This is a genomic window from Castellaniella sp. (genome assembly GCF_034007085.1).
GTDB lineage: Bacteria > Pseudomonadota > Gammaproteobacteria > Burkholderiales > Burkholderiaceae_B > Castellaniella.
Genome location: NZ_JAVERO010000023.1, coordinates 1 through 24,347 on the forward strand (window position 1 = coordinate 1; position 24,347 = coordinate 24,347).

Annotated in this window: 26 protein-coding genes and 1 tRNA gene; 23 read left to right on the forward strand and 4 right to left on the reverse strand. The window is 63.3% G+C overall.

Annotation, left to right across the window (positions count from 1 at the left end):
• The 8 genes from RBR29_RS03810 to RBR29_RS03845 form a co-directional block, all read left to right on the forward strand.
• Nucleotides 1-771, forward strand: a 771-nt coding sequence (locus tag RBR29_RS03810) for an ATP-binding protein (protein ID WP_320347401.1), incomplete at its 5' end; no start/stop codon positions are given.
• A gap of 77 nt (nucleotides 772-848) precedes the next feature.
• On the forward strand, nucleotides 849-1,088 hold the full coding sequence (locus tag RBR29_RS03815; RefSeq protein ID WP_320347403.1) for an accessory factor UbiK family protein: 240 nt from the start codon (nucleotides 849-851) through the stop codon (nucleotides 1,086-1,088).
• A gap of 219 nt (nucleotides 1,089-1,307) precedes the next feature.
• Nucleotides 1,308-1,505 (forward strand): 50S ribosomal protein L35, encoded by a 198-nt coding sequence (gene rpmI / locus RBR29_RS03820; protein ID WP_298015901.1) that lies wholly within the window; start codon nucleotides 1,308-1,310, stop codon nucleotides 1,503-1,505.
• A 13-nt stretch (nucleotides 1,506-1,518) separates the two neighbouring features.
• Entirely contained in the window at nucleotides 1,519-1,878 is a 360-nt protein-coding gene (gene rplT / locus RBR29_RS03825; protein WP_320347405.1) for a 50S ribosomal protein L20, read from the forward strand.
• Nucleotides 1,879-1,956: 78 nt separating this feature from the next.
• Nucleotides 1,957-2,979, forward strand: a complete 1,023-nt coding sequence (gene pheS / locus RBR29_RS03830; protein ID WP_320347407.1) for a phenylalanine--tRNA ligase subunit alpha — start codon at nucleotides 1,957-1,959, stop codon at nucleotides 2,977-2,979.
• A 34-nt stretch (nucleotides 2,980-3,013) separates the two neighbouring features.
• On the forward strand, nucleotides 3,014-5,419 hold the full coding sequence (pheT, locus tag RBR29_RS03835; protein WP_320347409.1) for a phenylalanine--tRNA ligase subunit beta: 2,406 nt from the start codon (nucleotides 3,014-3,016) through the stop codon (nucleotides 5,417-5,419).
• Between the two features lie 9 nt (nucleotides 5,420-5,428).
• The gene (locus RBR29_RS03840) at nucleotides 5,429-5,740 is read left to right on the forward strand and encodes an integration host factor subunit alpha (RefSeq protein WP_320347454.1); all 312 of its coding nucleotides are present in this window, start codon (nucleotides 5,429-5,431) and stop codon (nucleotides 5,738-5,740) included.
• A complete protein-coding gene (locus RBR29_RS03845) occupies nucleotides 5,737-6,147 on the forward strand; it encodes a MerR family transcriptional regulator (RefSeq protein WP_320347412.1) in 411 nt (136 codons plus the stop codon). The genes RBR29_RS03840 and RBR29_RS03845 overlap by 4 nt, the downstream gene beginning before the upstream one ends.
• Nucleotides 6,148-6,232: 85 nt before the next feature.
• On the opposite strand, the gene RBR29_RS03850 is transcribed toward RBR29_RS03845, so the two are convergent.
• Entirely contained in the window at nucleotides 6,233-6,709 is a 477-nt protein-coding gene (locus RBR29_RS03850) for a hypothetical protein (RefSeq protein ID WP_320347413.1), read from the reverse strand.
• Nucleotides 6,706-7,233 (reverse strand): sigma factor, encoded by a 528-nt coding sequence (locus tag RBR29_RS03855; protein WP_320347416.1) that lies wholly within the window; start codon nucleotides 7,231-7,233, stop codon nucleotides 6,706-6,708. The genes RBR29_RS03850 and RBR29_RS03855 overlap by 4 nt, the downstream gene beginning before the upstream one ends.
• Nucleotides 7,234-7,366: 133 nt before the next feature.
• On the opposite strand from RBR29_RS03855, the gene RBR29_RS03860 reads away from it, so the two are divergent.
• The 11 genes from RBR29_RS03860 (at nucleotide 7,367) to RBR29_RS03910 (ending at nucleotide 19,004) form a co-directional block, all read left to right on the forward strand.
• The gene (locus tag RBR29_RS03860; protein WP_320347417.1) at nucleotides 7,367-9,160 is read left to right on the forward strand and encodes an ABC transporter ATP-binding protein/permease; all 1,794 of its coding nucleotides are present in this window, start codon (nucleotides 7,367-7,369) and stop codon (nucleotides 9,158-9,160) included.
• Nucleotides 9,161-9,217: 57 nt separating this feature from the next.
• On the forward strand, nucleotides 9,218-9,724 hold the full coding sequence (locus RBR29_RS03865; protein ID WP_320347420.1) for an SUF system Fe-S cluster assembly regulator: 507 nt from the start codon (nucleotides 9,218-9,220) through the stop codon (nucleotides 9,722-9,724).
• A complete protein-coding gene (gene sufB / locus RBR29_RS03870) occupies nucleotides 9,721-11,169 on the forward strand; it encodes a Fe-S cluster assembly protein SufB (RefSeq protein WP_320347422.1) in 1,449 nt (482 codons plus the stop codon). Before RBR29_RS03865 ends, sufB begins: the two co-directional genes overlap by 4 nt.
• A gap of 11 nt (nucleotides 11,170-11,180) precedes the next feature.
• The gene (sufC, locus tag RBR29_RS03875; RefSeq protein WP_320347424.1) at nucleotides 11,181-11,951 is read left to right on the forward strand and encodes a Fe-S cluster assembly ATPase SufC; all 771 of its coding nucleotides are present in this window, start codon (nucleotides 11,181-11,183) and stop codon (nucleotides 11,949-11,951) included.
• Nucleotides 11,948-13,285, forward strand: a complete 1,338-nt coding sequence (gene sufD, locus RBR29_RS03880) for a Fe-S cluster assembly protein SufD (RefSeq protein WP_320347426.1) — start codon at nucleotides 11,948-11,950, stop codon at nucleotides 13,283-13,285. Before sufC ends, sufD begins: the two co-directional genes overlap by 4 nt.
• Complete coding sequence (locus RBR29_RS03885) at nucleotides 13,282-14,559, forward strand: cysteine desulfurase (protein WP_320347428.1); 1,278 nt, start codon at nucleotides 13,282-13,284, stop codon at nucleotides 14,557-14,559. Before sufD ends, RBR29_RS03885 begins: the two co-directional genes overlap by 4 nt.
• A 3-nt stretch (nucleotides 14,560-14,562) precedes the next feature.
• Nucleotides 14,563-15,015, forward strand: coding sequence for a Fe-S cluster assembly sulfur transfer protein SufU (sufU, locus tag RBR29_RS03890; RefSeq protein WP_320347430.1), 453 nt, complete (start codon nucleotides 14,563-14,565; stop codon nucleotides 15,013-15,015).
• Nucleotides 15,016-15,038: 23 nt separating this feature from the next.
• Nucleotides 15,039-15,596, forward strand: a complete 558-nt coding sequence (sufT, locus tag RBR29_RS03895) for a putative Fe-S cluster assembly protein SufT (protein WP_320347433.1) — start codon at nucleotides 15,039-15,041, stop codon at nucleotides 15,594-15,596.
• A gap of 112 nt (nucleotides 15,597-15,708) precedes the next feature.
• Complete coding sequence (locus RBR29_RS03900) at nucleotides 15,709-17,568, forward strand: GGDEF domain-containing protein (protein ID WP_320347435.1); 1,860 nt, start codon at nucleotides 15,709-15,711, stop codon at nucleotides 17,566-17,568.
• A 28-nt stretch (nucleotides 17,569-17,596) separates the two neighbouring features.
• Nucleotides 17,597-17,673 (forward strand) — tRNA-Pro (locus RBR29_RS03905).
• Nucleotides 17,674-17,879: 206 nt separating this feature from the next.
• Nucleotides 17,880-19,004 (forward strand): FUSC family protein, encoded by a 1,125-nt coding sequence (locus RBR29_RS03910; protein WP_320347437.1) that lies wholly within the window; start codon nucleotides 17,880-17,882, stop codon nucleotides 19,002-19,004.
• 75 nt (nucleotides 19,005-19,079) lie between these two features.
• Here the strand turns inward: RBR29_RS03910 and RBR29_RS03915 are convergent, their stop codons facing one another.
• On the reverse strand, nucleotides 19,080-20,102 hold the full coding sequence (locus tag RBR29_RS03915) for a hypothetical protein (RefSeq protein WP_320347439.1): 1,023 nt from the start codon (nucleotides 20,100-20,102) through the stop codon (nucleotides 19,080-19,082).
• Entirely contained in the window at nucleotides 20,093-20,692 is a 600-nt protein-coding gene (locus RBR29_RS03920) for a DUF1007 family protein (RefSeq protein WP_320347441.1), read from the reverse strand. The genes RBR29_RS03915 and RBR29_RS03920 overlap by 10 nt, the downstream gene beginning before the upstream one ends.
• A 317-nt stretch (nucleotides 20,693-21,009) precedes the next feature.
• Between RBR29_RS03920 and RBR29_RS03925 the strand changes: the two genes are divergently transcribed.
• The 4 genes from RBR29_RS03925 (at nucleotide 21,010) to RBR29_RS03940 (ending at nucleotide 24,188) form a co-directional block, all read left to right on the forward strand.
• Nucleotides 21,010-21,825 carry an ABC transporter ATP-binding protein gene (locus RBR29_RS03925; protein WP_320347443.1) on the forward strand — a complete coding sequence of 272 codons (816 nt, stop codon included), beginning with the start codon at nucleotides 21,010-21,012 and terminating at the stop codon, nucleotides 21,823-21,825.
• A complete protein-coding gene (locus tag RBR29_RS03930; protein ID WP_320347445.1) occupies nucleotides 21,822-22,694 on the forward strand; it encodes a metal ABC transporter permease in 873 nt (290 codons plus the stop codon). The genes RBR29_RS03925 and RBR29_RS03930 overlap by 4 nt, the downstream gene beginning before the upstream one ends.
• Nucleotides 22,695-22,717: 23 nt before the next feature.
• Nucleotides 22,718-23,608: a metal ABC transporter solute-binding protein, Zn/Mn family gene (locus RBR29_RS03935; RefSeq protein ID WP_320347448.1), complete on the forward strand. Its 891-nt coding sequence runs from the start codon at nucleotides 22,718-22,720 to the stop codon at nucleotides 23,606-23,608.
• Between the two features lie 82 nt (nucleotides 23,609-23,690).
• The gene (locus RBR29_RS03940; protein WP_320347450.1) at nucleotides 23,691-24,188 is read left to right on the forward strand and encodes a Fur family transcriptional regulator; all 498 of its coding nucleotides are present in this window, start codon (nucleotides 23,691-23,693) and stop codon (nucleotides 24,186-24,188) included.
• Nucleotides 24,189-24,347 lie beyond the last annotated feature (159 nt).

Genomic DNA, 24,347 nt, shown 5'->3' on the forward strand with positions numbered 1-24,347 from the left:
GCGCTGGAGGTCGCAGCCGTGCACGAACTGGTCCGGCCCTCCGGGCCTGTCCTGTCCCGGGTGCCGCCGTTTCGCGCCCCGCACCATGGGGCGACCATGCCGGCGCTGGTGGGTGGGGGCAGCCGTCCCCGGCCCGGAGAGATCAGCCTGGCGCATCATGGCGTGCTGTTTCTGGATGAATTGCCGGAATTCAATCGCCAGGCGCTGGAGGCCCTGCGTGAGCCGCTGGAGACCGGTTGCGTGACGGTCGCGCGGGCTGCAGGCAGTTGTGCTTTTCCTGCGCGGTTTCAGCTTGTGGCCGCCATGAACCCCTGTCCATGCGGTTGGCATGGGCACCCGCATCCTCGGCGGGAATGCCGCTGCTCGCGCGAGGCCATTGCGCGCTATCGGGCGCGGATTTCCGGACCTTTGCTGGATCGGATCGATCTGCATGTGGGCCTGGGGGTGGAATCTGCGTGGATGGATGCGCCGCCGGGCGAATCCTCGGCGCAGGTCCGGGACCGGGTGCTGGCGGCCCGCCGCAGGCAATATGCGCGCCAGGGGTGCCTGAATGCCGGATTGGATGGGGCAGCCCTGGATCGGCATGCAGATCCGGATACCGAGGGCCGGGCGTTGCTGGTGCGCGCCGCAGCGACATGGGGTTGGTCGGCGCGTGCCACGCGACGGGCTGTGCGCGTGGCGCGAACGCTGGCCGACCTGGAAGGCGCCGAGCGAGTCGAGGCCGGACACATGGCCCAGGCGATCCAGTACCGCCCCGACACGGGATCGTGACAATCGCGTGCTGCGCCGGACCTGGGCGGCAGGGTGGTTAAAATACGGGCTTTCCGCTGCAGAATCAGGAGGCCGCGATGATCGCCCCCAATCAATTGTTCGATGATTTCCAGAAAAACCTGTCCGAATTCATGGCCAGGACGCCGGCTGCCGACATCGAGCGCAATATGAAGGCCTTCATGATGCAGGCGTTTTCTCGCATGGATCTGGTGACTCGCGAAGAATTCGACATCCAGGCCGATCTGCTGGCCCGGGCGCTGGAGCGGGTCGAATCCCTGGAAGCCCGTGTCCAGGCACTCGAACAAGGCGATGCATAGCTTGTTGATGGCCAGTCATTGGACAAAATAGGGTAAATCGCCCTATAATCAAGGGCTTTTCCCAGTGGTTGTCCAGTCGGATCCAGCAGGAAAAGCAGGAAGTACGGGGTTCGTGCATGCAGGTTGCGCATGCCGGATCCGGAAAATATGCGGATGTCAGGTCTTGCAAGCGCCCGGTTCCCGGGACACCTGCATTTGCCAAGTCAACAGAGTATCGTCATGCCCAAGATGAAGAGCAAAAAAGGCGCTTCCAAGCGCTTCAAGGTGCGCGGCAGTGGTTCCATCAAGCGCGGCCAGGCTTTCAAGCGTCATATCCTGACCAAGAAAACCACGAAAAACAAGCGTCAGCTGCGCGGTTCGGCCGCAGTCCATGAAACGAACATCGCCTCCGTAAAGGCGATGCTGCCTTTCGCCTGATCGGAGATTACACATGCCTCGCGTCAAACGCGGCGTCACTGCTCGTGCACGCCATAAAAAAGTCATCAAGGCCGCCAAGGGTTATCGCGGCCGCCGCGGCAACGTATTCCGGATCGCCAAACAGGCGGTCATGCGGGCCGGCCAGTATGCCTATCGCGACCGTCGCAACAAAAAGCGCACGTTTCGCGCCCTGTGGATCACTCGCATCAACGCGGGTTGCCGCGAACTGGGCGTGACCTACAGCGCCTTCATCGCCGGCCTGAAAAAAGCCTCGATCGAACTCGACCGCAAGGTCCTCGCCGACATGGCCGTGCATGACAAGGCGGGCTTTGCCGCTGTCGTGGCCCAGGCGAAAGCCGCGCTGGCCGCCTGACCGACACAGTTTCGTTGTCGATTCTGTATCATCGCAAACGGAGCTCCATCGGGCTCCGTTTGCGTTTTGGAATGCACCATGGACTCATCGCTCGACGAACTGATTGCCCAGGCCCGTGACCGCTTCGCCCAGGCCGGGGATGCCGCCACACTGGAAAACGAAAAAGCCGCTTTTCTCGGCAAACAAGGGTCGCTGACTGCGCTGCTCAAGGGTCTTGCGGCCTTGCAGGGCGAAGAAAAACGCACGCGCGGCGCACAGATCAACCAGGCCAAGCAGCAGGTCGAATCGCTGTTGGGCGCACGTCGGGCCGAACTGGCCCAGGCTCAGCTGGACCAGCGCCTGGCCGCCGAGACCATCGATGTCACGCTGCCGGGCCGGGGGCGGGGCACGGGAGGCATCCATCCAGTGATCCGGACCTGGCAGCGGGTCGAGCAGATCTTTCGTTCCATCGGTTTCGATGTCGCCGACGGCCCCGAGATCGAGAACGACTGGACCAATTTCACGGCCCTGAACAATCCGGAAAACCATCCGGCGCGTTCCATGCAGGACACGTTCTACGTAGACATGCAGGATGCGGGCGGGCTGCCGCTGGTACTGCGTACCCATACCAGCCCGATGCAGGTGCGGTATGCGCGCATGCACAAGCCGCCGATCAAGGTCATCGCGCCGGGGCGTACTTATCGCGTCGACAGTGACGCCACCCATTCCCCCATGTTTCATCAGGTCGAGGGCCTGTGGATCGCCGAGGACATTTCCTTTGCCGATCTCAAGGGGGTCTACACGAATTTCCTGCGCGCCTTTTTCGAAACCGAGGATCTGACCCTGCGTTTCCGGCCCTCGTTCTTTCCGTTCACCGAACCCTCGGCCGAGATCGACATGATGTTCACCTCTGGTCCCAATCAGGGGCGCTGGCTGGAAATCTCCGGCTCGGGACAGGTGCATCCCCAGGTCGTGCGCAACTTCGGGCTGGATCCAGAACGCTATATCGGCTTTGCCTTCGGTTCCGGACTGGAACGCCTGACCATGCTGCGCTACGGCGTGGACGATCTGCGCCAGTTCTTCGAAGGCGACCTGCGCTTCCTGCGCCAGTTCAACGACTAGGCCCGCCTGGCCTCAGCGACACGGAATCCGAATCATGCAATTTCCCGAATCATGGCTGCGCGCCTGGGCCGACCCCGATATCGACAGTCAGGAACTCGCGCATCGGTTGACCATGGCCGGCCTCGAAGTCGAGGACGCCGACCCTTATGCGCCGCCGTTTTCCGGCGTGGTGGTGGCACGCATTGAAACGCTTGCCCCTCATCCCAATGCCGACAAGCTGCGCGTCTGCCAGGTCGATGATGGCTCGGGGCAACCCGTGCAGATCGTCTGCGGCGCGCCCAATGCCGCCGCCGGGCTGGTGGTGCCCTTGGCCCAGATCGGGGCCGAACTGCCGGGGGGCCTGCGCATCGGCCCGGTCAAGATGCGGGGGGTCGAATCACGCGGCATGCTGTGCTCGGCGCGTGAACTGGGGCTGTCCCAGGACCATGCCGGCTTGCTTGAACTGCCCGCCGACTTGACGCCGGGGCAGGACCTGCGCCAAGCACTGAATCTGGACGATACGATCTACACCCTGAAGCTGACTCCCAATCGTGCGGATTGCCTGTCCATCCAGGGGGTGGCGCGTGAAGTGTCCGCGCTCACGGGCTGCGCACTGCGGATCCCGGATACGCGTCCGGTGCCCGTGACCATCCAGGACCGCCTGCCCGTGACGGTGCAGGCCCCGGATCTGTGCGGCCGTTTTGCCGGACGCATCGTGCGTGGCGTGAATGCGCGTGCGCAGACGCCGGCGTGGATCCGGTCGCGCCTGGAACGCGCCGGTCAAAGGCCGGTATCGGCATTGGTGGATATCTCCAACTACGTCATGCTGGAACTGGGGCGTCCCACGCATGTATTCGACCTGGCACGCATCAAGGATGGCCTGACGGTGCGTTGGGCGCGGGATGGTGAACAGCTGCAACTGCTCAACGACCAGACCGTGGAATTGACGTCGGACGTCGGCGTCATCGCGGCGGGCGAATCGCTGGAAAGCCTGGCCGGCATCATGGGTGGGCAGGCTTCGGCCGTGACTCTGGACACGACCGATGTCTATCTGGAAGCCGCTTTCTGGTGGCCGGAGGCCATCATGGGCCGTTCGCGCCGCTACAAACTTCATTCCGAAGCGGGCCATCGCTTCGAGCGCGGGGTGGATTTTTCCACCATTCCAGACCACCTGGATCGCATGACGGCCCTGATTCTGGACATCTGCGGTGGCCAGGCCGGGCCGCTGGATGACCAGATCGTGAATCTGCCTGCGCGTGAGCCGGTGCGCATGCGCCTGGCGCGCTGTGCCCGCGTGCTGGGAATTCCCCTGGATGCTGCTGCCGTCAGTGCCGTGTTCACGCGGCTGGGCCTTGTGTTTGAACAGCAGGGCGACGATTTCGTCGTCACGCCGCCGGCTGCCCGCTTTGACCTGACGATCGAAGAAGACCTGATCGAGGAAGTCGCCCGCATTCATGGATTCGATCGCATTCCGGACCGCCCTCCGGTGGCAGCGGCGGTCATGCGATCGGTCCCCGAGACCTTGTATGGTCCGCATGCATTGCGCGCTGCGCTGGTCGCACGTGATTACCAGGAAGTCATCAATTTCTCTTTCGTCGAGGAAGCCTGGGAACGGGACTACTGCGGCAACACCGACCCCATCCGCCTGCTCAACCCCATCGCCAGCCAACTGGCCGTGATGCGTTCCAGCCTGATCGGCGGCCTGCTGGCCAACATCGCCCACAATGCCAAGCACCGCCAGACGCGTGTGCGGGTCTTCGAACTGGGGCGCGTGTTCGCTCGCGATGCTTCCGTGGCTGACGGTGGGCTGGCCGTGGCGGGCGTGGCCCAGCCGACTCACCTGGCCGCTGCAGCCTGGGGGCCGGTCGTGGCGGAACAGTGGGGCGAAGCGGTCCGGCAGGTGGATTTCTTTGACGTCAAGCGCGACCTGGAAGCCTTGCTGGGCGCACGCGTGCGCAGTCTGCGCTGCGAAGCCGCCACGCACCCTGCGCTGCATCCGGGGCGCAGCGCCCGGCTGTGGCTCGACGACCGCGCGATTGGCTGGCTGGGCGAAATCCATCCGCGCTGGACACAGGCACTGGATCTGCCGCATGCGCCCGTGGTCTTCGAGCTTGATGCTGAAGCGGTATCCGAACGTGTCTTCCCCCATCCGCAGGAACAGTCCCGGCAGCCTGTGGTGGTGCGGGATCTGGCGATCTGGGTGGATGCAGACGTGCCATGGCAGTCGCTGCTTGATACACTGCAACAGCGGATCGCGGCCGATGATGCCCTTTCCGTGCTCAAAGACATTAAACTGTTCGATATTTGGCGCGACGCCGCGACGCCCCGGCAGCGCAGCCTGGGGCTGCGCCTCTGGCTTCAGGGGCATGACGCGACGCTGGAGGATCGGCAGGTTGACCATTGCGTGCAGCGCCTGCTGGATGCCCTGGCCGAAACCCATGGCGCACGCCTGCGTTCATAGGAGAAATCGCTGGTGAATACGGATCGGACGCTCACCAAGGCTCACCTGGCCGAACTGCTGTTCGAGCGCGTGGGCCTGAACAAGCGCGAAGCCAAGGACATCGTGGACACGTTCTTCTCCGAGGTTCGCGATGCCCTGGTTCAGGGCACCGAGGTCAAACTGTCAGGTTTTGGCAGTTTCCAGGTGCGCAACAAGCCGCCGCGCCCAGGCCGCAATCCCAAGACCGGCGAGGTCATCCCGATCGCCGCGCGCCGGGTGGTCACATTCCATGCCAGCCAGAAACTCAAGGATGGCGTGGATCGCAGCGGAGGCGCCGCATGACCTCTGCCACGCTGCCGCCGATCCCGGCCAAGCGCTACTTCACCATCGGCGAAGTCTCTGAATTGTGCGGGGTCAAGCCGCATATCCTGCGATACTGGGAACAGGAATTCGCCCAGCTCAAGCCGGTCAAGCGGCGGGGCAATCGGCGCTACTACCAGCACCACGAGGTCCTGTTGGTGCGCCGCATCCGCGACCTGCTCTACGAGCAGGGTTTCACCATTGCCGGTGCGCGCAACCGCCTGGGCGACAGCGGCGACGCGCCTCATGACCAGGACGCTGCCGTGCGTCTGAGCGGTAGCGAACTCCAGTCTTTGCGCGCCGATCTGCAAGCCGTTCGGGACCGTCTGGCCCAGGCGCTGGACGGCACTCCCGCTGCCCACCAGGCAGCCGGGTTGCTGGATCTCTGATGCGGGCATGTTTGCCAGGATCACATGAAAAACCCCAGCTTCAGCTGGGGTTTTTCATGTGATGCCGCCGCTGCGCAAAGCCCGTTCACTGATTGTTCAGGTGGATGGAATGTTGAACGGTCGTCCCGGCAGGCGAGGGGCGCAGGCTGGCCCAGAGGATCAGGGCAGCCAGGCACAGCGCCACGATGATGCCCAGTACCGCAGCCACGCGGCCACACCGCAGTCGCGGGCGGCGCCGGGCACGGCGACATGGTGGAATGTCCCGGGCCGTGGGCAGCGATTCGTTGCTGGCTGGTCGGGTCTCGCCCATGATGGGCGGTTCTTCCGTTTCCATGCCCAGGCTCTGGCGGATGCGGTCCAGCACGGCATCGGACGCGGGCTGGGCGGGCAGCGCATCGACGATGCCCAGGAAATAGGCTTCCCATTTCAGGGCGCGAGCGGCGGCGGCATCATCATGCGCGAGACGAGACTGGATGTCGGCCACCCGTCCAGGCATGTCCAGTCCCAGCACGTAGCGGGCAATCTCGTCGTCGGAATAGGATCGGTGTCGGTTCGTGGTCATGCACGCACCGCCTGGTCGATGTGGGCCAGAGCGGCATCGAGGGACGCTTCGATGTCGGGCTCGGAACGGTCCAGGCGGGCGGCGATGCGCGCCGGGTTGCCGCCGTGCAGGTAGGCCTGGAGCAGGGCGTCCAGTTGTGGGCCGGGCAGAGAGGCCAGGGCGCCGGTGACCGTGCCGGTGGGTGCATCTGGCGGCAGTTCGAGGCGGGGCAGCGGGGCGTTTTCCGCTGGATGGTGGCCGTTGGCGCGCATTTGCCGCGCGTGGGCCGAGGCACGGTAGCGCAGGATGCTGTAGATCCAGGCGCGTGCCGTGCCAATGGCCGGGCTGTAGCCAGCTGCGTTGCGCCAGATCAGGACGAACGTTTCGTGCAGCACATCGTCGGCCGCGTCAGGATCATCCAGCATGGCCAGCGCCAGGGCGCGCATGGCGGGGGATTCATGGCGGTACAGCGCCAGGAAGGCGGCGCGGTCGCCAGCCGCGCAGGCGCCCAGCTCCGCTTCGAAATCGAAAACCGAAACAGTCATACAATCCTTCCCGTTCACCGGGTCGTGGAACGTGCCGATTGGCCGGCATGCTCTACAGAGATGGCATTATTGTATGCGTACCTGCCGATGCGTACGCCTTCATTTGTCGCACACCCGTTTTCCGGATCTTTCCATGCGTTTCTCTCATACTGGTCCCGCGCCTGCGCGGCGTGACGATTGGCTGACCCTGAAAACCCTGTGGCCCTACGTCTGGGCGTTTCGTGGCCGGGTCACGCTGGCTTTCATCTGCCTGGCGGCGGCCAAGATCGCCAATGTCGTCACGCCAATCTGGCTCAAGGACATCGTCGATGCGTTGGGTGTGGCCCCGGCGGTGATGGCCGTGCCGCTGGCCGCCTTGATCGGGTATGGACTGGCGCGCCTGGCCACGTCGGTGTTTGGTGAATTACGTGATGCCCTGTTCGCCCGGGTGACCCAGGGGGCCATCCAGCGGGTCGCCAGCCAGGTCTTTCGCCACTTGCTGTCCCTGTCATTGCGCTTTCACATGGGCCGGCGCACCGGCGGGCTGACGCGCGACATCGAGCGCGGCACCAAGGGCATTGGTTTTCTGCTGAATTTCATGGTCTTCAACATCGTGCCCACGCTGCTGGAGATCGCCCTGGTCACCGGGGTGCTGCTGTGGCGCTATGACTGGATCTTCGCCGCGCTGACCTTGGGCACGATCGCCGCCTATGTGCTGTTCACGCTCAAGGTCACGGAACGCCGCATGGCCTATCGCCGCACCATGAATACCCTGGACAGCCAGGCCAACGGCCGGGCGGTCGATGCGCTGCTGAACTACGAGACCGTCAAGTATTTCGGCAACGAACACTACGAGAGCCAACGCTACGATGCCGACCTGGCGCGCTGGGTCGATTCAGCCGTGCGCAACCAGGTGTCGCTCAACTTGCTGAACATGGGGCAGGGCGCAATCATCACGCTGGGCATGACCGCGTTGCTGTGGCAGTCGGCGCTGGGCGTGGTGCAGGGACATATGACCGTAGGCGACGTCGTACTGGTGTCGGCCTATCTCACCCAGTTGTATGCGCCGTTGAATTTCCTGGGGTTCGTGTACCGCGAGATCAAGCATGCCCTGGCCGACATGGAACGCATGTTCGACCTGCTGAGTAACCGCCAGGAAGTGGCCGACCGTCCTGACGCTGTCGAGTTGCGGACGACCCGGGCCAGCCTGGCGTTCGAGGCCGTGGATTTTTCCTATCAGCCGGACCGTTCGATTCTGCATGGGGTCGCCTTCAGCGTGCCAGCAGGGGGTTCGCTGGCAGTGGTCGGTGCCTCGGGGGCGGGGAAGTCGACCTTGTCGCGTCTGCTGTTCCGTTTCTATGACCCGACTGCGGGGCGTGTGCTGGTGAATGGCCGCGATATCCGGGATTACACGCAGGCCAGCCTGCGCGCGCATATCGGCATCGTGCCGCAGGATACCGTGCTGTTCAACGACACCATCGGTTACAACATCGCCTATGGCCGTCCTGATGCGACCCCCGAGGACGTCGAGCAAGCGGCACGCGCCGCCCACATTCATGAATTCATTGTCTCTTTGCCGCAGGGCTACGACACGCCGGTCGGCGAGCGCGGGCTGAAATTGTCTGGCGGTGAAAAGCAGCGCGTGGCGATTGCCCGGGCGCTGCTCAAGTCCCCCCCGATCCTGGTGTTCGATGAGGCCACCAGTGCGCTGGATACACGGACCGAGCGCGCCATCCAGGCGCAGCTGGAACGCATCGCCCAGGGGCGAACCACGCTCATCATCGCGCACCGTCTGTCGACGATTGTCCATGCCGACCATATTCTGGTGATGGAGTCCGGCCGGGTTGTGGAACAGGGCACGCACGCGATGCTGCTGGCGCTGGGCGGGCGCTATGCCCGGATGTGGAATCTGCAACAGTCCGAGCCTGCAACCGATACCAGGGTTTGACCTATATCGTACCAAAGAGGTACTATTTGGTTTTCATCGCCCAACCCTGGACTCCCGATGCTGCGGATCAGCAAGATCGTCGATTACGGAATTCTCGTGCTCACGCACATGGCCTCCCGCCCGACGCATGTCTGCAGCGCTGCCGAACTGGCGGGCGATCTGGGCCTGGGCCAGCCCGTCGTCAGCAAGATCCTGAAATTGCTCGCTCAACATGGCCTGGTCGCCAGCACCCGAGGCGCCCATGGTGGCTACCGTCTGGAACGCGATGCCAGCGCAATCAACGTGGCCGAGATCATCGACGCACTTGAAGAGCAGCCTTTCGGACTGACCGAATGCACGGCGCTGCCGGGCGCCTGCAGTGTCGAGGGCGCCTGCCACATCCGTTCACACTGGCAGCGCATCAACCACATTGTGCGCCGCACGCTGGAATCCGTCACCGTAGCCGACATGCTCGAAGGCGAGGGCCGGGGCGCACCGCCAGATCCTGCCGGCCTGGCCCCCGTGCTCCGGGTCGATTCCGGCCGCGCCATCCCGAATATCACGAACTGGAGTCTTTCCAAATGAGTACTGTCAACGACAAGCTCGATTCCTTTCTCGACCGCGACTACGAGGCCGGCTTCGTCACGCAGATCGAATCCGAGACCTTTTCCAAGGGGCTCGACGAGGATGTGATTCGCCGCCTGTCGGCCATCAAGCGCGAACCTGAATTCATGCTCGAATGGCGCCTGAAGGCCTACCGTGAATGGCTCAAGATGACCCTGCCCAAGTGGGCCAAGATTCATTACCCGGATCCCGATTTCCAGGACATCAGCTACTATTCGGCGCCCAAGTCGAAAAAAGACGGTCCCAAGAGCCTGGACGAGGTCGATCCCGAATTGCTGCGCACCTATGAAAAGCTGGGCGTGCCGCTGCACGAGCGCGCCAGGCTGGCCGGGGTGGCTGTGGATGCCGTATTCGACTCGGTGTCGGTGGCGACCACGTTCCGCAAGCAGCTGGCCGATGTCGGCGTCATTTTCTGTTCGTTTTCCGAGGCCGTGCGTGAACACCCGGACCTGGTGCAGAAATACATGGGCACGGTCGTTCCGCCGGGCGACAATTTCTATGCGGCACTGAATTCCGCCGTGTTTTCCGACGGTTCCTTTGTCTATATTCCCAAGGGCGTGAAATGCCCGATGGAACTGTCCACGTACTTTCGTATCAACAGTGCTGACACCGGCCAGTTCGAACGCACCCTGATCATCGCCGACGAGGGGGCCAGCGTCAGCTACCTGGAAGGCTGTACGGCGCCCATGCGCGACGAAAACCAGCTGCATGCGGCCGTGGTGGAACTCGTCGCGCTGGACGATGCCAAGATCAAGTATTCCACTGTGCAGAACTGGTATCCCGGCGACGAAAACGGCGTGGGCGGCATCTACAATTTCGTCACCAAGCGCGGGGACTGTCGGGGGCCGCGCTCGCGGATTTCCTGGACGCAGGTGGAAACCGGATCGGCCATCACCTGGAAATATCCCAGCGTGATCCTGCGTGGCGACGATTCCACCGGCGAATTCTATTCCGTGGCGCTGTCCAACCACCGCCAGCAGGCCGACACCGGCACCAAGATGATCCACATGGGGCGCAACACGCGCAGCACCATCATCTCCAAGGGGATCTCTGCGGGCCACGGCAGCAATACGTTCCGCAGCCTGGTGCGCATGACGCCCAAGGCCGAAAACGCACGCAACTACACGCAGTGCGACTCATTGCTGATCGGCAGCAAGTGCGCCGCGCATACCTTCCCGACCATGGAAGTCCAGCATCCCAGTGCCAATGTCGAGCACGAAGCCACGGCCTCGCGCATTGCCGAGGATCAGCTGTTCTACGCCATGCAGCGCGGCCTGTCGGCCGAGGACGCGGTATCGATGATCGTCAATGGCTTCTGTAAGGAAGTCTTCAAGGAATTGCCCATGGAGTTCGCCGTCGAAGCACAGAACCTGCTCGGCGTGAGCCTGGAAGGCAGCGTAGGTTAAGGAGCCCTCTCATGCTGAAAATCGACAATCTGCACGCCTCGATCGAGGACAAGGAAATCCTCAAGGGCCTGAGCCTGGACATCAAGCCGGGCGAGGTCCATGCCATCATGGGTCCCAATGGGGCAGGCAAGAGCACGCTGTCCCAGGTGCTGACGGGCCGGGAATCCTATGTCGTCACGTCCGGTTCCATCGAATTCCAGGGGCGCAATCTGCTGGCACTGAGCGTCGAGGAACGTGCCCGTGCCGGCATCTTCCTGGCCTTCCAGTACCCCATCGAAATTCCGGGCGTTTCCAATGCCTATTTCATGCGTGCCGCCGTCAATGCCATGCGCCGCGAACGCGGCTTGCCCGAACTGGACGCCATGGACTTCGTCAAAAAGGCCAAGGCCGAAATGAAGCTCGTGGGCATGCGCGACGAGTTTCTGTACCGTTCAGTCAACGAGGGCTTTTCCGGGGGCGAGAAAAAGCGCAATGAAGTCCTGCAGATGGCGCTGCTCGAACCCAGGCTGGCCATTCTGGACGAGACCGACTCTGGTCTGGACATCGATGCCCTGAAGACGGTGGCCGATGGCGTCAACCGCCTGCGTTCACCCGAACGATCCATGATCGTCATCACCCACTACCAGCGCCTGCTGGACTACATCGTGCCCGATTACGTGCATGTGCTGGCCCAGGGCCGGATCGTGCGTTCGGGCGGCCATGAGCTTGCCCTGGAACTGGAAGAAAAGGGCTATGGCTGGATCGAGGGCGCTACGCCTGCGGCCCGGGGAGCAGCGGCATGAGCGGACAGCAGCAAGCCAGTCCGGTGCTTGCCGGCCTGCAGGCCTGGGCCGACACATTCGGCCGCCGCGCCGGAAATCTGCCGGGAGCCGGAGTGCCCTGGTTGGCCGATGCCCGCCGCCAGGCCCTGGACCGCTTCATGAGCGAAGGCTGGCCCACGCCCCGTATCGAGGCCTGGCGTCACACGTCTTTGGCGCCCCTGGCGGCTGCGGCCTTCGATGACGGCGACGTCCAGCCGGTCGCGCAACGGGTCGCCGCGCTGAAGGCCGATATGCCGGGGCATTGGCTGGTCTTTGTCGACGGGGGCTTCGATGTCGCCTTGTCCGACATCGGCGCCTTGCCGGCCGGCGCGGCGGTCCAACCGCTGTCGCAGGCCTGGGCCGATCATGCCGAAACCCTTCGCGCCGTCTACGGTGATGCAGGCGAAGGCCATAGCACCAGTGCCCTGAATCTGGCGCTGGCCAGCGATGGCGCCTGGATCCGGCTGGCGCGTGGCGTTGTGGTCGAACAACCCATTCACCTGGTCTGTGTGGCGGCCTCGCCGCGTGCGGCGCATTTTCTGCGTCACCTGATCCAGGCCGAAGCGGGCGCTCAGGCCACTGTGGTCGAACATTATGTGGGGGTTCCGGGGGCTGCCAATTTCCGTCACGCGGCGACTCGCTTGCGGCTGGATCAGGATGCGCGCATCACGCACCTGAAACTGCAGCAGGAATCCGAACAGGCCTGGCACCTGGGCGAAATCGACGCCATCCAGGGGCGCGGATCGACCTTCGTTTCGCACTCCGTATCCCTGGGCGCGCGGCTTGCGCGGCACGATATCGCCACGCATTTCGCCGACGAGCGCTGCGAGACCCTGCTCAACGGACTGTATTACGTTGACCAGCGCCGCCACGTCGATCACCACACCCTGATCGGTCACGAAAAGCCGCGCTGCGTCAGCCACGAAACCTATCGCGGCATCATGGCCGATGCCTCGCATGGTGTGTTCAGCGGTCGCATCCTGGTGGCGCCCGGGGCCGACGGCACCGATGCCATCCAGCGCAACGACAGCCTGCTGCTGTCCCGCATCGCCAAGTCCGATGCCCGCCCCGAACTGGAAATCTACGCCGATGACGTGAAATGCGCGCACGGCGCCACGGTTGGCCAGATCGACGAGGACAGTCTGTTCTATCTGCGTTCGCGCGGCCTGGACGAGGCCCTCGCGCGCGATATCCTGATTTACGCCTTTGCCGCCGCCAGCGTTGCGCGCATCGAATCCGATCCGTTGCGTCAACGGGTGGAGCGTGCCGTGCGCGCTTTGCTGCCAGGCGGCGCTGTCCTGGAGCCAGTCGCATGAATGCCCCGCTGACCTCGCAACAAAGCGCCCGCCTGGCCGCCGATGCCGCCCAGGGCGGTCCGCTGGCTTCTCCCTGGGCGGCGGATTTTCCGATCCTGTCGCGCCCCGTGCGCAATCGGCGTCTGGCCTATCTGGACAATGGCGCGACAACGCAGAAACCGAACGCCGTCATCCAGGCCATGAGCGCGTTCTACGAACAGTCCAACGCCAATATCCATCGCGGCGTGCACTGGCTGTCCCAGCATGCCACTGATCTGTACGAACAGGCGCGCGAACGGGTGCGTACGCTATTGAACGCACCGGACAGCCAGGATGTGATCTTCACGCGCGGCACGACCGAGTCCATCAATCTGGTGGCCCAGACCTGGGGGCAGTCGCTGCGTGCCGGCGACGAGATCCTGGTCACGGGGATGGAACATCATTCCAATATCGTGCCCTGGCAATTGTTGTGCACGCGGACTGGTGCCGTGCTGCGGCATGTTCGCATCACCGATCGCGGTGAACTGGATCTGGACGATTTCCGTGCCCAGCTGACCCCGCGCACGCGGCTGGTGGGTTTTGCCCATGTGTCCAATGCCCTGGGCACGGTCAACCCCGCAGCCGAACTGGTGCGTCTGGCGCATCAGGCTGGCGCGCTGGTGCTGATCGATGGCGCCCAGGCCGTGGCGCACGCCCCGGTCGATGTCCAGGCCCTGGATTGTGATTTCTATGTCTTTTCCGGCCACAAGCTCTATGGCCCCACCGGCATCGGCGCGCTCTACGTCCGCGATTCCATCCTGGCCGATCTGCCGCCGTGGCAGGGTGGTGGCGACATGATTCGCACGGTCAGTTTCGAAGGCAGCACCTGGGCGACCGGCCCGCAGCGTTTCGAGGCGGGCACGCCGAACATCGGTGGTGCAATTGCGATGGGCGCGGCCATCGACTACGTGCAGTCCATCGGGCTGGAACGCATCGCAGCGCACGAGGCGGCCCTGCTGGCCGAGGCCACCGAGCGCATGCTGGCGCTGCCGGGCGTGCGCCTGGTCGGCACCGCTACCCACAAGGCCGGCATCCTGTCATTTCTGGTGGATGGTATTCATCCCCATGACCTGGGCACGATTCTGGACACCGAGGGCGTGGCCATTCGCGCCGGTCACCATTGCGCCATGCCCTTGATGACGCATTTTGGCATTCCCGGCACGGCGCGTGCGTCCTTTGCCTTGTACAACGACGGGCAGGACATCGATGCTCTGGTTGCAGGCGTGCGCAAGGCGCAGAAACTGTTCGGGGTATAGATCATGAGAGACAACGACGACGGCTTGCGTGACCTGTATCAGGAGGTCATCTTCGATCACAACCGCAAACCGCGCAATTTCCATGCAATGGACGATGCGTCTCACCGCGCCGACGGACACAACCCGTTGTGCGGTGACCAGCTGACGGTCTATGTCAAGGTCCATGACGGCATTGTCCAGGACGTCAGCTTCATTGGCCATGGCTGCGCCATTTCTACCGCATCCGCCTCGCTGATGACCGAAGCCGTGCGCGGCCAGACGGTCGAACAGGTCGAGACACTGTTTCGCAACATCCACGCCATGTTGACCGAAGCCCACCCCGATTGCGACCTGGGCAAGCTCGAAGTCCTGTCGGGGGTGCGTGAATTCCCTGCGCGGGTGAAGTGCGCCACCCTGGCCTGGCATACCCTGCACAACGCGATCGTTCGGGCGGGCGATACGGCCATCACTGAATAACGCGATGAACCAAAGGTAACATCATGAGTTTCAATCGTCAGGAAGTGATCGTCAACCGGGATTGTCCGGCGGTCACGGTCCCTTACGGCTCGCCAGTCACCATCGAGGCCGGTTGCGAGGCCATCATCACCCAGCAACTGGGGGGAACCTACACTGTCATGGTCGAGGGCAACCTTTACCGGGTCGAGGGCAAGGATGGCGACGCCCTGGGTTTCGAGCCGACCGAGGAAATCAAGCACGTCCACGAGGGCCCGGCCACGGCCGAATCCGTTGAAGAAGCCGCCTGGACGATGTTGTCCACCTGCTATGACCCCGAGATTCCCGTAGATATCGTCAATCTGGGGCTGGTGTATGAATGCAAGGTCATGCCCGCCAGTGCCGAGGGTCATTTCCGTATCGAGGTCAAGATGACCCTGACGGCGGCAGGCTGCGGGATGGGGACCATGATTGCCGACGAGGCCCGCAACAAGCTGCTCAACATCGAGGGCGTGGACGAGGCTACGGTCGATCTGGTCTGGGATCCCCCCTGGAGTCGCGAAATGATCAGCGAACCCGCGCGCCTGCAACTGGGGCTGCTGTAGTGTTGGTGCACCGGAAAAACCCCTGATTCCTGACGTCGTGGCAGCGGGCGGATTCATGGTTCTGTCATGAATTTCGTTTAAGGTGGTGGCACCTCATCCTGTCACGCACTTCATGTCTTGTCTTTCGGAACCAGCGCAGTGTGATCCGCTGATGCTCGATCAGGTTCAACCCGGGGGGCGGGACAGCATGACTGCGTTGCTGCTCCAGGGCGACCTGGACGCCGTCTTCCAGCCGATCCTGGGGCTTGGAGAAGGTGAACTGCTGGGCTACGAGGGGCTCATTCGCGGGCCTCGGGGCAGTCCGCTGCGGGCTCCTGACCGTCTGTTCGAGGCGGCCCGTGCCCGCAATCTGGGCGTCCGGGTCGAGCATCGTGCCTGTCGGGTGGTGGTCAGGCGGTTTGCGGCGTTGGGCCTGCCGGGCAATGTGTTCCTGAACCTCAGCCCAACCGCTTTACTGCACGCGGCCAACGGCGCGTTGGATCTGGTCGCGCTGGCGGTGGAATCGGGCCTGGAACCCGATCGGCTGGTGATCGAAATCACCGAGCAGGATCAGGGCGCAGCCTGGGTGGACCTGTCCCTGGCCGTCGCCCGGCTGCGGGCCTGCGGCATCCGGTTCGCGCTCGATGATCTGGGCTCGGGATTTTCCAATCTGGGGCGCTGGCTGAACCTGAGGCCCGAATACATCAAGACCGACAAGGTCTTCACGGCTGGAATCCAGAATGATCTGCTGCGGCAGCAGATTTTGCGCTCGGTCTGCGACATTGCCATCGTGGCGGGGGCTGTTGTCGTTGCCGAAGGCGTCGAAACACTGGATGAACTGGTCTGCATTGCCGGTCTGGGGGTGGCCTGCGCCCAGGGCTATTACATCGAACGCCCTGCGGCAGAGCCCTCGCGGACGCGCTGGTCCGATCTGTTGACCAGCCTGGCGGATCGCCGGCGTGCCGACTCGCGCGGCGGTCTGGAGGCCGATCTCGCACACGATGGCACGGAGGGCCGGGCGCTGCGGCTGCTGCGCCGCGTGCCTCATGTGTCACCCGCCATGACCAATGAAGCGGTGCTCGACTTGTTCCGCCAGCACCCCGAATTGCATACCGTACCCGTGGTGGATGAGGGTGTGCCGGTTGGTGTGCTGGCCCGAGCCAGCCTGATCGAGCGCTTTTCGCTGCCGTTCCAGCGTGAACTGTACGGCCTCAAGCCCTGCCGCCTGTTCATGGAGGCCGCACCGCTGATCGTCGATATGCATACGCCGCTAATGACGCTCAGCCGCTGGCTGGCCGAAGCCGAGGGTCACGGTCTGGCGAATGATTTCATCATCACGGGGCAGGGACGGTATCTGGGGATCGGCGCCAGCCAGGATTTGTTGCAGGCGCTCAATCGCCTGCAATTGCGTGCCGCGCAGCATGCCAATCCGTTGACGCAATTGCCTGGCAACGTGCCCATCGACCGGCGGATCCAGCGGCTGCTGGCCGATGGGCTGCCGTTCGTGGTCTGCCATGCCGATCTGGATCATTTCAAGCCCTTCAATGATGTGTTCGGCTACCGCTGTGGCGATGACGTGCTCCAGTTGCTGGGGCGGGTCTTGTCGGTGCATATCGACCCTGGCCTGGACTTTCTGGGCCATATTGGCGGCGATGATTTCATTCTATTGTTTCGCAGTCCGGACTGGCAGACGCGGTGCGAGGCCATGCTGGGGGATTTTTCCCAGGGTTTGGTGCGGATGCTGAATGAGATCGGTCAGGCAGTCGCGGCAGGTGGCTACGAGGCCGATGACCGCCAGGGGCGGCGGCGGCATTATGGCTTGCCGACGTTGTCGCTGGGCGCCGTGCCGGTCGAGCCCGGTATCTATCAGTCGCGCCACCAGATTGCTCAGGCCGCCAGCGAGGCCAAGGCCCAGGCGAAAAAGCACGCTGGAGCCTGCCTGTATGTCGAACGCCGACAGCCCAGGCGCCCCGCAGCACATCAAGCGGCATGAAAATTTCTATGTTAGAATTTCGTTCTTTCGGGGCGTAGCGCAGCCTGGTAGCGCACTTGCATGGGGTGCAAGGGGTCGCGAGTTCGAATCCCGCCGTCCCGACCAGCATTATCAAGGGCTTACAGATTTCGGTCTGTAGGCCCTTTCCTTTTTTGGCTTTCATGGGTACACCAATATTTTCCATTCCTGACATAGAGACTCATGGGGTGTCAGTCGTTTGAATTTGCCACGGTATTTGAGCCCATATTCTGGGCTCTCCCCGTCTACGCCTCGGTATCCGAGATCTGCAATTTCCTTACCTGATCGCCCCCATGAATCACAAGACCAAACCCGATCATCGCCAGATGGCGGCATGGCGCGCCTATGCCTGGATGCGCACACGGCTGCTTGCCACCTGGCGCGACCTCATCCAGATCAACGCCAGCGACCGCCCCTGGGAAATGCCACTGGCCGCCGCGCTGTCCTCCGGGCTGCCCCTGATGGTGGGCGCCTATTTCGGGCGCATGGACTACGGCCTGATGTCCACCCTGGGCGGCATGGTGTTCCTGAGTCTGCCTAATTCCTCCTTGCTGCACCGCATGATGATGCTGCTGGCGGCTTCCTTCGGCATGGTGGCCTGTTATGCCGTCGGGGCGCTGACCCAGTTCTGGCCCACCGTGATGATCGCTTCGCTGACCTTCATCGCCATCGTGGTCAACATGATCTGCCGCTGCTACCGCCTGGGTCCGCCGGGCAGCCTTTTCTACATCATGGCGACCGCCATCGCCGCCTACACTCCCGGACGCGTCGAAGATATCCCCACCCGCGTCGGCATGGTCGCGCTGGGTTGTCTGGTGGCCTGCCTGGTCGCCTTTGTCTATTCGCTGCACATGACGCGCGTCGCGCCGCCGCCGCCAGAAACCCCGCTGCCCAGCCCCACCTTTGACTTCGTCGTTTACGATTCCGTCATTATTGGCCTGTTTGTTGGCATTTCCCTGCTGGTGGCTGAACTGCTGCAACTGCCGCGCCCCTACTGGGTGCCCGTCAGCTGCCTGGCCATCATCCAGGGCGCCAGCCTCGTGGCCGCCTGGCATCGCCAGTTCCACCGCATCTTGGGCACAGCCGTCGGCCTGTGCCTTGCCTGGCTGCTGCTCAGCTTGCCACTGAACCCTTGGACCCTCAGCCTGGTCATGATGCTCCTGTCCTTCGGCATCGAAACCCTCGTCGTGCGCCACTACGCCAGCGCCGTCGTCCTCATCACCCCGCTTACCATTTTCCTGGCCGAAGCCCCCCTGCCTGGCCAGGGCCATCCCGCCACCGTCATAGAAGCCCGCTTTCTTGACACCGCCATCGGCGCCTTCATCGGTGCCCTGGGCGCTGTCCTGCTGCACAGCCAACGCCTGCGGCCCATCCTCTCACGCGCCATGCGTGCCGTTTTGCCGCGGCGGGTGAACTGAATCACAGCGGGTTTTGAACAGGCGCTACTGCTTGAGAAAAGCGCCCAAGGAGCGAACGCCCCAAGGCCCTTGTGCCTACAGCAGCGGATGCGTCTGTGTTTGCAGGGCGTGCTGCAGCAGCCCCAGCCCAAGAACACAGATCAGCGCGCCCCCCAGCAATCCCAGGATGTCGAACATGACATGCAGTCGGTCCAGGTGGCGTCTGCGTGCGGCGACACGGATGAAGCCAGCCTTGACCGACAAGGTGCCGGCCGCGATCATGCCCACCGTGATCGCCGTGCCGATGGACATGGCCATGACTGCTGCGATGCCGGTCCAGCGGGATTCCATGGCATGGGCAACCAGCAGAACCAGCAGAGCACCGGCGCAGGGACGGATTCCGATGGCCAGGGCGATGGACAGGCCGGTCCGCCAGCGCAGCGGTGGTCCGGAGCGAGCTGCAGCCAGATCGTGCAGGGCGCCGCAATCCGGGCAATAGGCCCGCATCCTGGCGCTTCCTGAAAAGAGCCGTCCGGATGCGGGCGGGCGGGGCGGATGCCGCCACCGCCGGTACAGAGCGACCGCCCCCTTGGCTGCGAGCAGGATGCCCAGCGCGGCGACCAGCGCGAAACTCACGCTTTCCAGCCGGACGCCGGCGCGTTGCGTCTGGCGAAACGAAAAACCCAGCAGATTGACGAACAATTCGACCAGCACGATGGCGGTCAGGCCCTGGATCAGCGCCGCCAGCGTGGACAGCAGCAATCCGCGTGACAGCCGTTCACGGCTGGTGCCCAGGTAGGTTGCCATGACCGCCTTGCCGTGCCCGGGGCCTGCTGCGTGGAAAACACCATACAGAAAGCTCAGGCCGATCAGCGGCATGGCCGCCAGCCAGCCATCCTGGGCTGCTGCGGCGCGCATGGCCTGTGTCAGCTGGCGGTGCAGTTCGGCCTGCATGGTCACGATCCACGCCAGTGGCTGGTTTGCCCAGTGGGTTGGAGTAGTAAACAGCGCCCAGGCGATGACGAGGCCTGCAGCCAGGCCGATGGCGATCAGGACTCCCGTTCGGATTGAAATGCCGGTTTTCCGGGGCGTTTCGCGGCGGAAATGGTTCAGCCGCATTGGACATCCACTTTCTCGGCAAACAGGTCGCCCAGCGTGTCGTCGGCCTGTGCGCCTCGATCCAGTGCATAGGCCCGGGCGATGTCCTCGGGTGTCGGGGTGGGCGGGATGACGATCAAGCGGCATGCCGTTTGTGCGGTGCCTTCGATCGATGGCGGCTGTCCGGGCAGGTGCATCATCTGAATGAAATAGGTCGGGTCGTAGATGGAATAGCGGACGTGGTGACTGGCTGGATCCACGGGGCTGGGCAGCGGGGCGGTAAAGGAAAGCTGCAATCGCCCTTTTTGCATGGTGCCAGCGTATTGCGTTGCTTGTCCAAGCGGCGTGGCGGCCCCGTCGACGGTGATTTTTGTGAAGTAATCGTAGGGGCGCAGGTTTCCCATGACCTCGGTTGCGAAGTCCTCGACGGTCGCCTGTCCCGTGGCGCTGTCTTCGGCCATGCCTTCCATGACTGCGGCCGTGTACAGTTCGTCGAAGAGCCACTGTTCCTTGACTGCGGCAATCTTGCCGTCGGGCGCAAGCACGACGGTGCTGCGCACATCGATCCAGGCGTGGGGATGGGTCTGTCCTGCCCAGGGCCACAGCGCCATGCAGAGACCGCCGATCAGGAGGGCGAAGCGCCAGGAGCAAGGCGTAAGACGCCATCGAATCGATACAGGCTTTTCTTGGGTATCCATGCGCAGCATTATGCCTGCCCAGGTCGCCCTTGTCCCTGATGTTCCTGATATAAAATGCTATGTTATAACATAGCAAATATGATGTGATTCCAAGGCCTTGTCCAATCGCGAGACAGCCATCCATCATCCGAGTATTTCTTGATGAAAACCGAACCCCCGTTTCTTTCCGCGTTCATCGGGCGCAGTGCATCGTATCGAGTCGTGATTGCGCTGGCCGTTCTGGTGCCACTGTGGCTGGCCGTACGCTGGGCGGTGGCTTTGCCATGAACGTGTCTCCGGATTGTGAGCCTGTGCCGGCCATTCGCCTGCATGACGTGACGGTTTCGTATGATCGCCATCCGGCGGTGCATCACGTGTCGGGCGTCTTCAACCAAGGCAGCCTCACGGCAATCGTCGGGCCGAACGGTGCGGGAAAATCCACGCTGCTCAAGGCGCTGATGCGTGAAGGAGGGCAGCGGATCGAAGGGCGGATTGATCGTGGTGGTCTGTCCAGCCGTGATTTTGGCTATCTGCCCCAGGCGGCGGCGATCGATCGCCGCTTTCCTCTGACGGTTGCCGATGTGGTGTTGTTGGGTGGGTGGCACGTGTTCGGTGCGTTTGGCGGCATGACGCGCGTGCTGGCGGACCAGGCTCGCCAGGCACTTGCCATCGTCGGGTTGGAGGGGCTCGAACGGCGCCGCATCGAGACGTTGTCTTCGGGCCAGTTCCAGCGTGTGTTGTTTGCCCGGCTCATTCTGCAGAATGCCAAAGTCATTCTGCTCGACGAGCCCTTCACGGCAATCGATGCCCGTACCGTGCACGATTTGTTGGCCATCGTCCTGCGGTGGCATGAAGAAGGCCGTACGGTGATCGCCGTCCTGCATGATTTCGAGCAGGTGCGTGCCTATTTCCCGTCGACCCTGCTGCTGGCGCGGCGTGTGATCGCCTGGGGTTGCACGCAGACTGCGTTGACCGATGCCCGGCTGCGCGAAGCCCATGCGCTGGCGCAGGGCTGGGACGAGCGCGCCGGCATCTGTGAAAAAACGCCTCTGCGGAGCGTCGCATGAGCCTGTATGCGGCGCTGATCGCGCCTTTCGTGGATTACGGTTTCATGCGGCGGGCACTGCTGGCCTGTGTGTCGCTGGGGGTGGGCGCGGGGCCGGTCGGCGTGTTGCTGATGCTGCGGCGCATGAGTCTGATGGGGGATGCCATGAGCCATGCGGTGCTGCCGGGGGCTGCAGTCGGCTTTCTGGTGGCTGGCGGCTTGTCGCTGCCCGCCATGGGCCTGGGGGGATTGATTGCCGGGCTGGGCGTAGCGTTGCTGTCCGGGTTCGTCAGCCGGACGACACGGCTGCAAGAAGATGCCAGCTTTGCCAGTTTCTATCTGGCTTCTCTGGCGCTGGGGGTGTTGATCGTGTCCCTGAAGGGATCGAACATCGATCTGCTGCACGTGCTGTTCGGAACCATCCTGGCCATTGATGCGCCGGCCTTGCTGCTCGTGGCGAGCATCACATCCATCACACTGCTGGTGCTTGCGCTCGTGTATCGACCGCTCGTCGTCGAATGCTTCGACCCCGGGTTTCTGCGGGCTGTGGGGGCACGCGGCTTTTTCTACCACTTCGTTTTCCTGCTGCTCGTGGTGCTGAACCTGGTGGCGGGGTTCCAGACACTGGGCACCCTGATGTCCGTCGGCATGATGATGCTGCCTGCCGTGACGGCCAGGCTCTGGGCCGGCACGCTGGCCGGGATGGCTGCGGTTTCTGCGTTGGTGGCGTCGGTCTCCGGGTGGGCCGGACTGCTGGTTTCGTATCACCTGCGCTTCGCATCAGGCCCATCGATCATTCTGGTGGCGTTTCTTTTGTACAGCATGTCGCTGCTCGTGGCGCCTGATGGCGCTTTGCGACGTCTCATCAAGCGCCCGCATCTGGCGGGCTGAGTTCAACTTTCTGGAGGAAATCCATGAACTTGAAAGCATTTTTCGCCGTGGTTCTGGGGGCTGCCGCGATCAGCCTGGGCGGCGTGGCCCGGGCCGAGGCGATCAACGCGGTGACGAGCTTCGGCATCCTGGCCGATGTGGTGCGCAACGTGGGCGGCACGCACGTCAAGGTGCGCAGCCTGGTACCCCCCGGTGGGGATCCGCACGAATTCGAACCTTCGCCGGATGATGCCAAGGCGCTGAAAGCGGCGGATATCGTCTTTCTGAGTGGCGAGGGGTTGGAGTCGTGGTTTGAGCGTCTTGCCAAGGCGTCCGGCACGCAGGTTGCGCCGGTGGTGGTGTCAGAGGGCATCACCATTCGCACGATGGAAGAGGACGGTGAAACCGTGCGTGATCCGCATGTCTGGAACAGCATCCCCAATGTGCTGATCTGGGTCAGGAATATCGAAGCGGCGCTGTCTCGCAAGGCCCCCGAAGACGCGGCCGTGTTCAAGGAAAATGCGCAACGTTACGCCAAGCAGCTGGAGGCGCTCGATGCCAGCATTCGTGCCCGCATCGGCGCAGTTCCCGAAAATCGCCGCCAGGTCCTGACCAGCCATGATGCGTTTGGCTATTACGCTCAGGAATACGGGGTACGTTTTCTGGCGCCTCAGGGGGTGTCGACCGAGGCGGAGCCTTCGGCGGCACAGATCGCTGAACTCATCGATCAGATCAAGCGTGATCACATCCAGGTGTATTTCATCGAAAACTCGAACAGTGCCCAGTTGGTCGAACAAGTCGCCAAGGCTACCGGGGCGCGGCCAGGGGGCGAACTGTATCCCGAATCACTGTCGCCGGCAGGCGGGCCGGCCGCGACCTATGTCAAGCTGATGGAACACAATACAGACCAGATCGTGTCGGCCATTGCCAGGTAAGTACTGGCTATGCCCCGGCGCTCCGGTCTGTTTGGAGACCGTATTGGGGCAATGACAGGCGGCGCACTGTAAACTGTCGGCTATGACTCAAAAGCTCAAACCCGCTTCCGGTCTGCCAGCCAAGGTCGCCTCGCAACTCGAGGCGGCCCAGGCGCATTGCCGCGCGCTGGGCAGCCGGTTGACCGCCCAGCGCAAAGAGGTCTTTGAGCTGCTGTTGTTGCGTGGGGGCGCGGCCAAGGCCTATGACCTGCAAGACGATATGCGCGAACGCCATGGGCGTGTCGCGCCATCGACGGTGTATCGCGCGCTGGAATTCCTGATGGCCCAGCATCTGGTGCACCGGGTCGATGCCTTGAACACATTCATCGCCTGCAACGCCGAGCACCAGGCACACCATCCCTTGCTGCTGGTGTGCTCGCGGTGCGAGGCCGTCACCGAATTGCAGGACGACGAAACGTCCGAACTCGTGTTCGCCAGGCTGCGCCAGGCCGATTCTGGCTTTCTGGGGGCGGATATCGAGGTCAAGGGGGTCTGCGGGAAATGCCGGGCCCAGGAAACCAAAGAGGCCGCTCGTGCCTGATCAAGCCGGCCGGTGACCCGTTGTGTCCATGATGGGGGGCGCATGATTCGCAAGACGATCAATGTGGCGTTCACGTCCGATGATTGGCGCGGCGTTGCCCTGTCCAATTTCAGCCTGACCCCATTCGAACTGGATGGTGTATGGCTGGCCTCTGTCGAA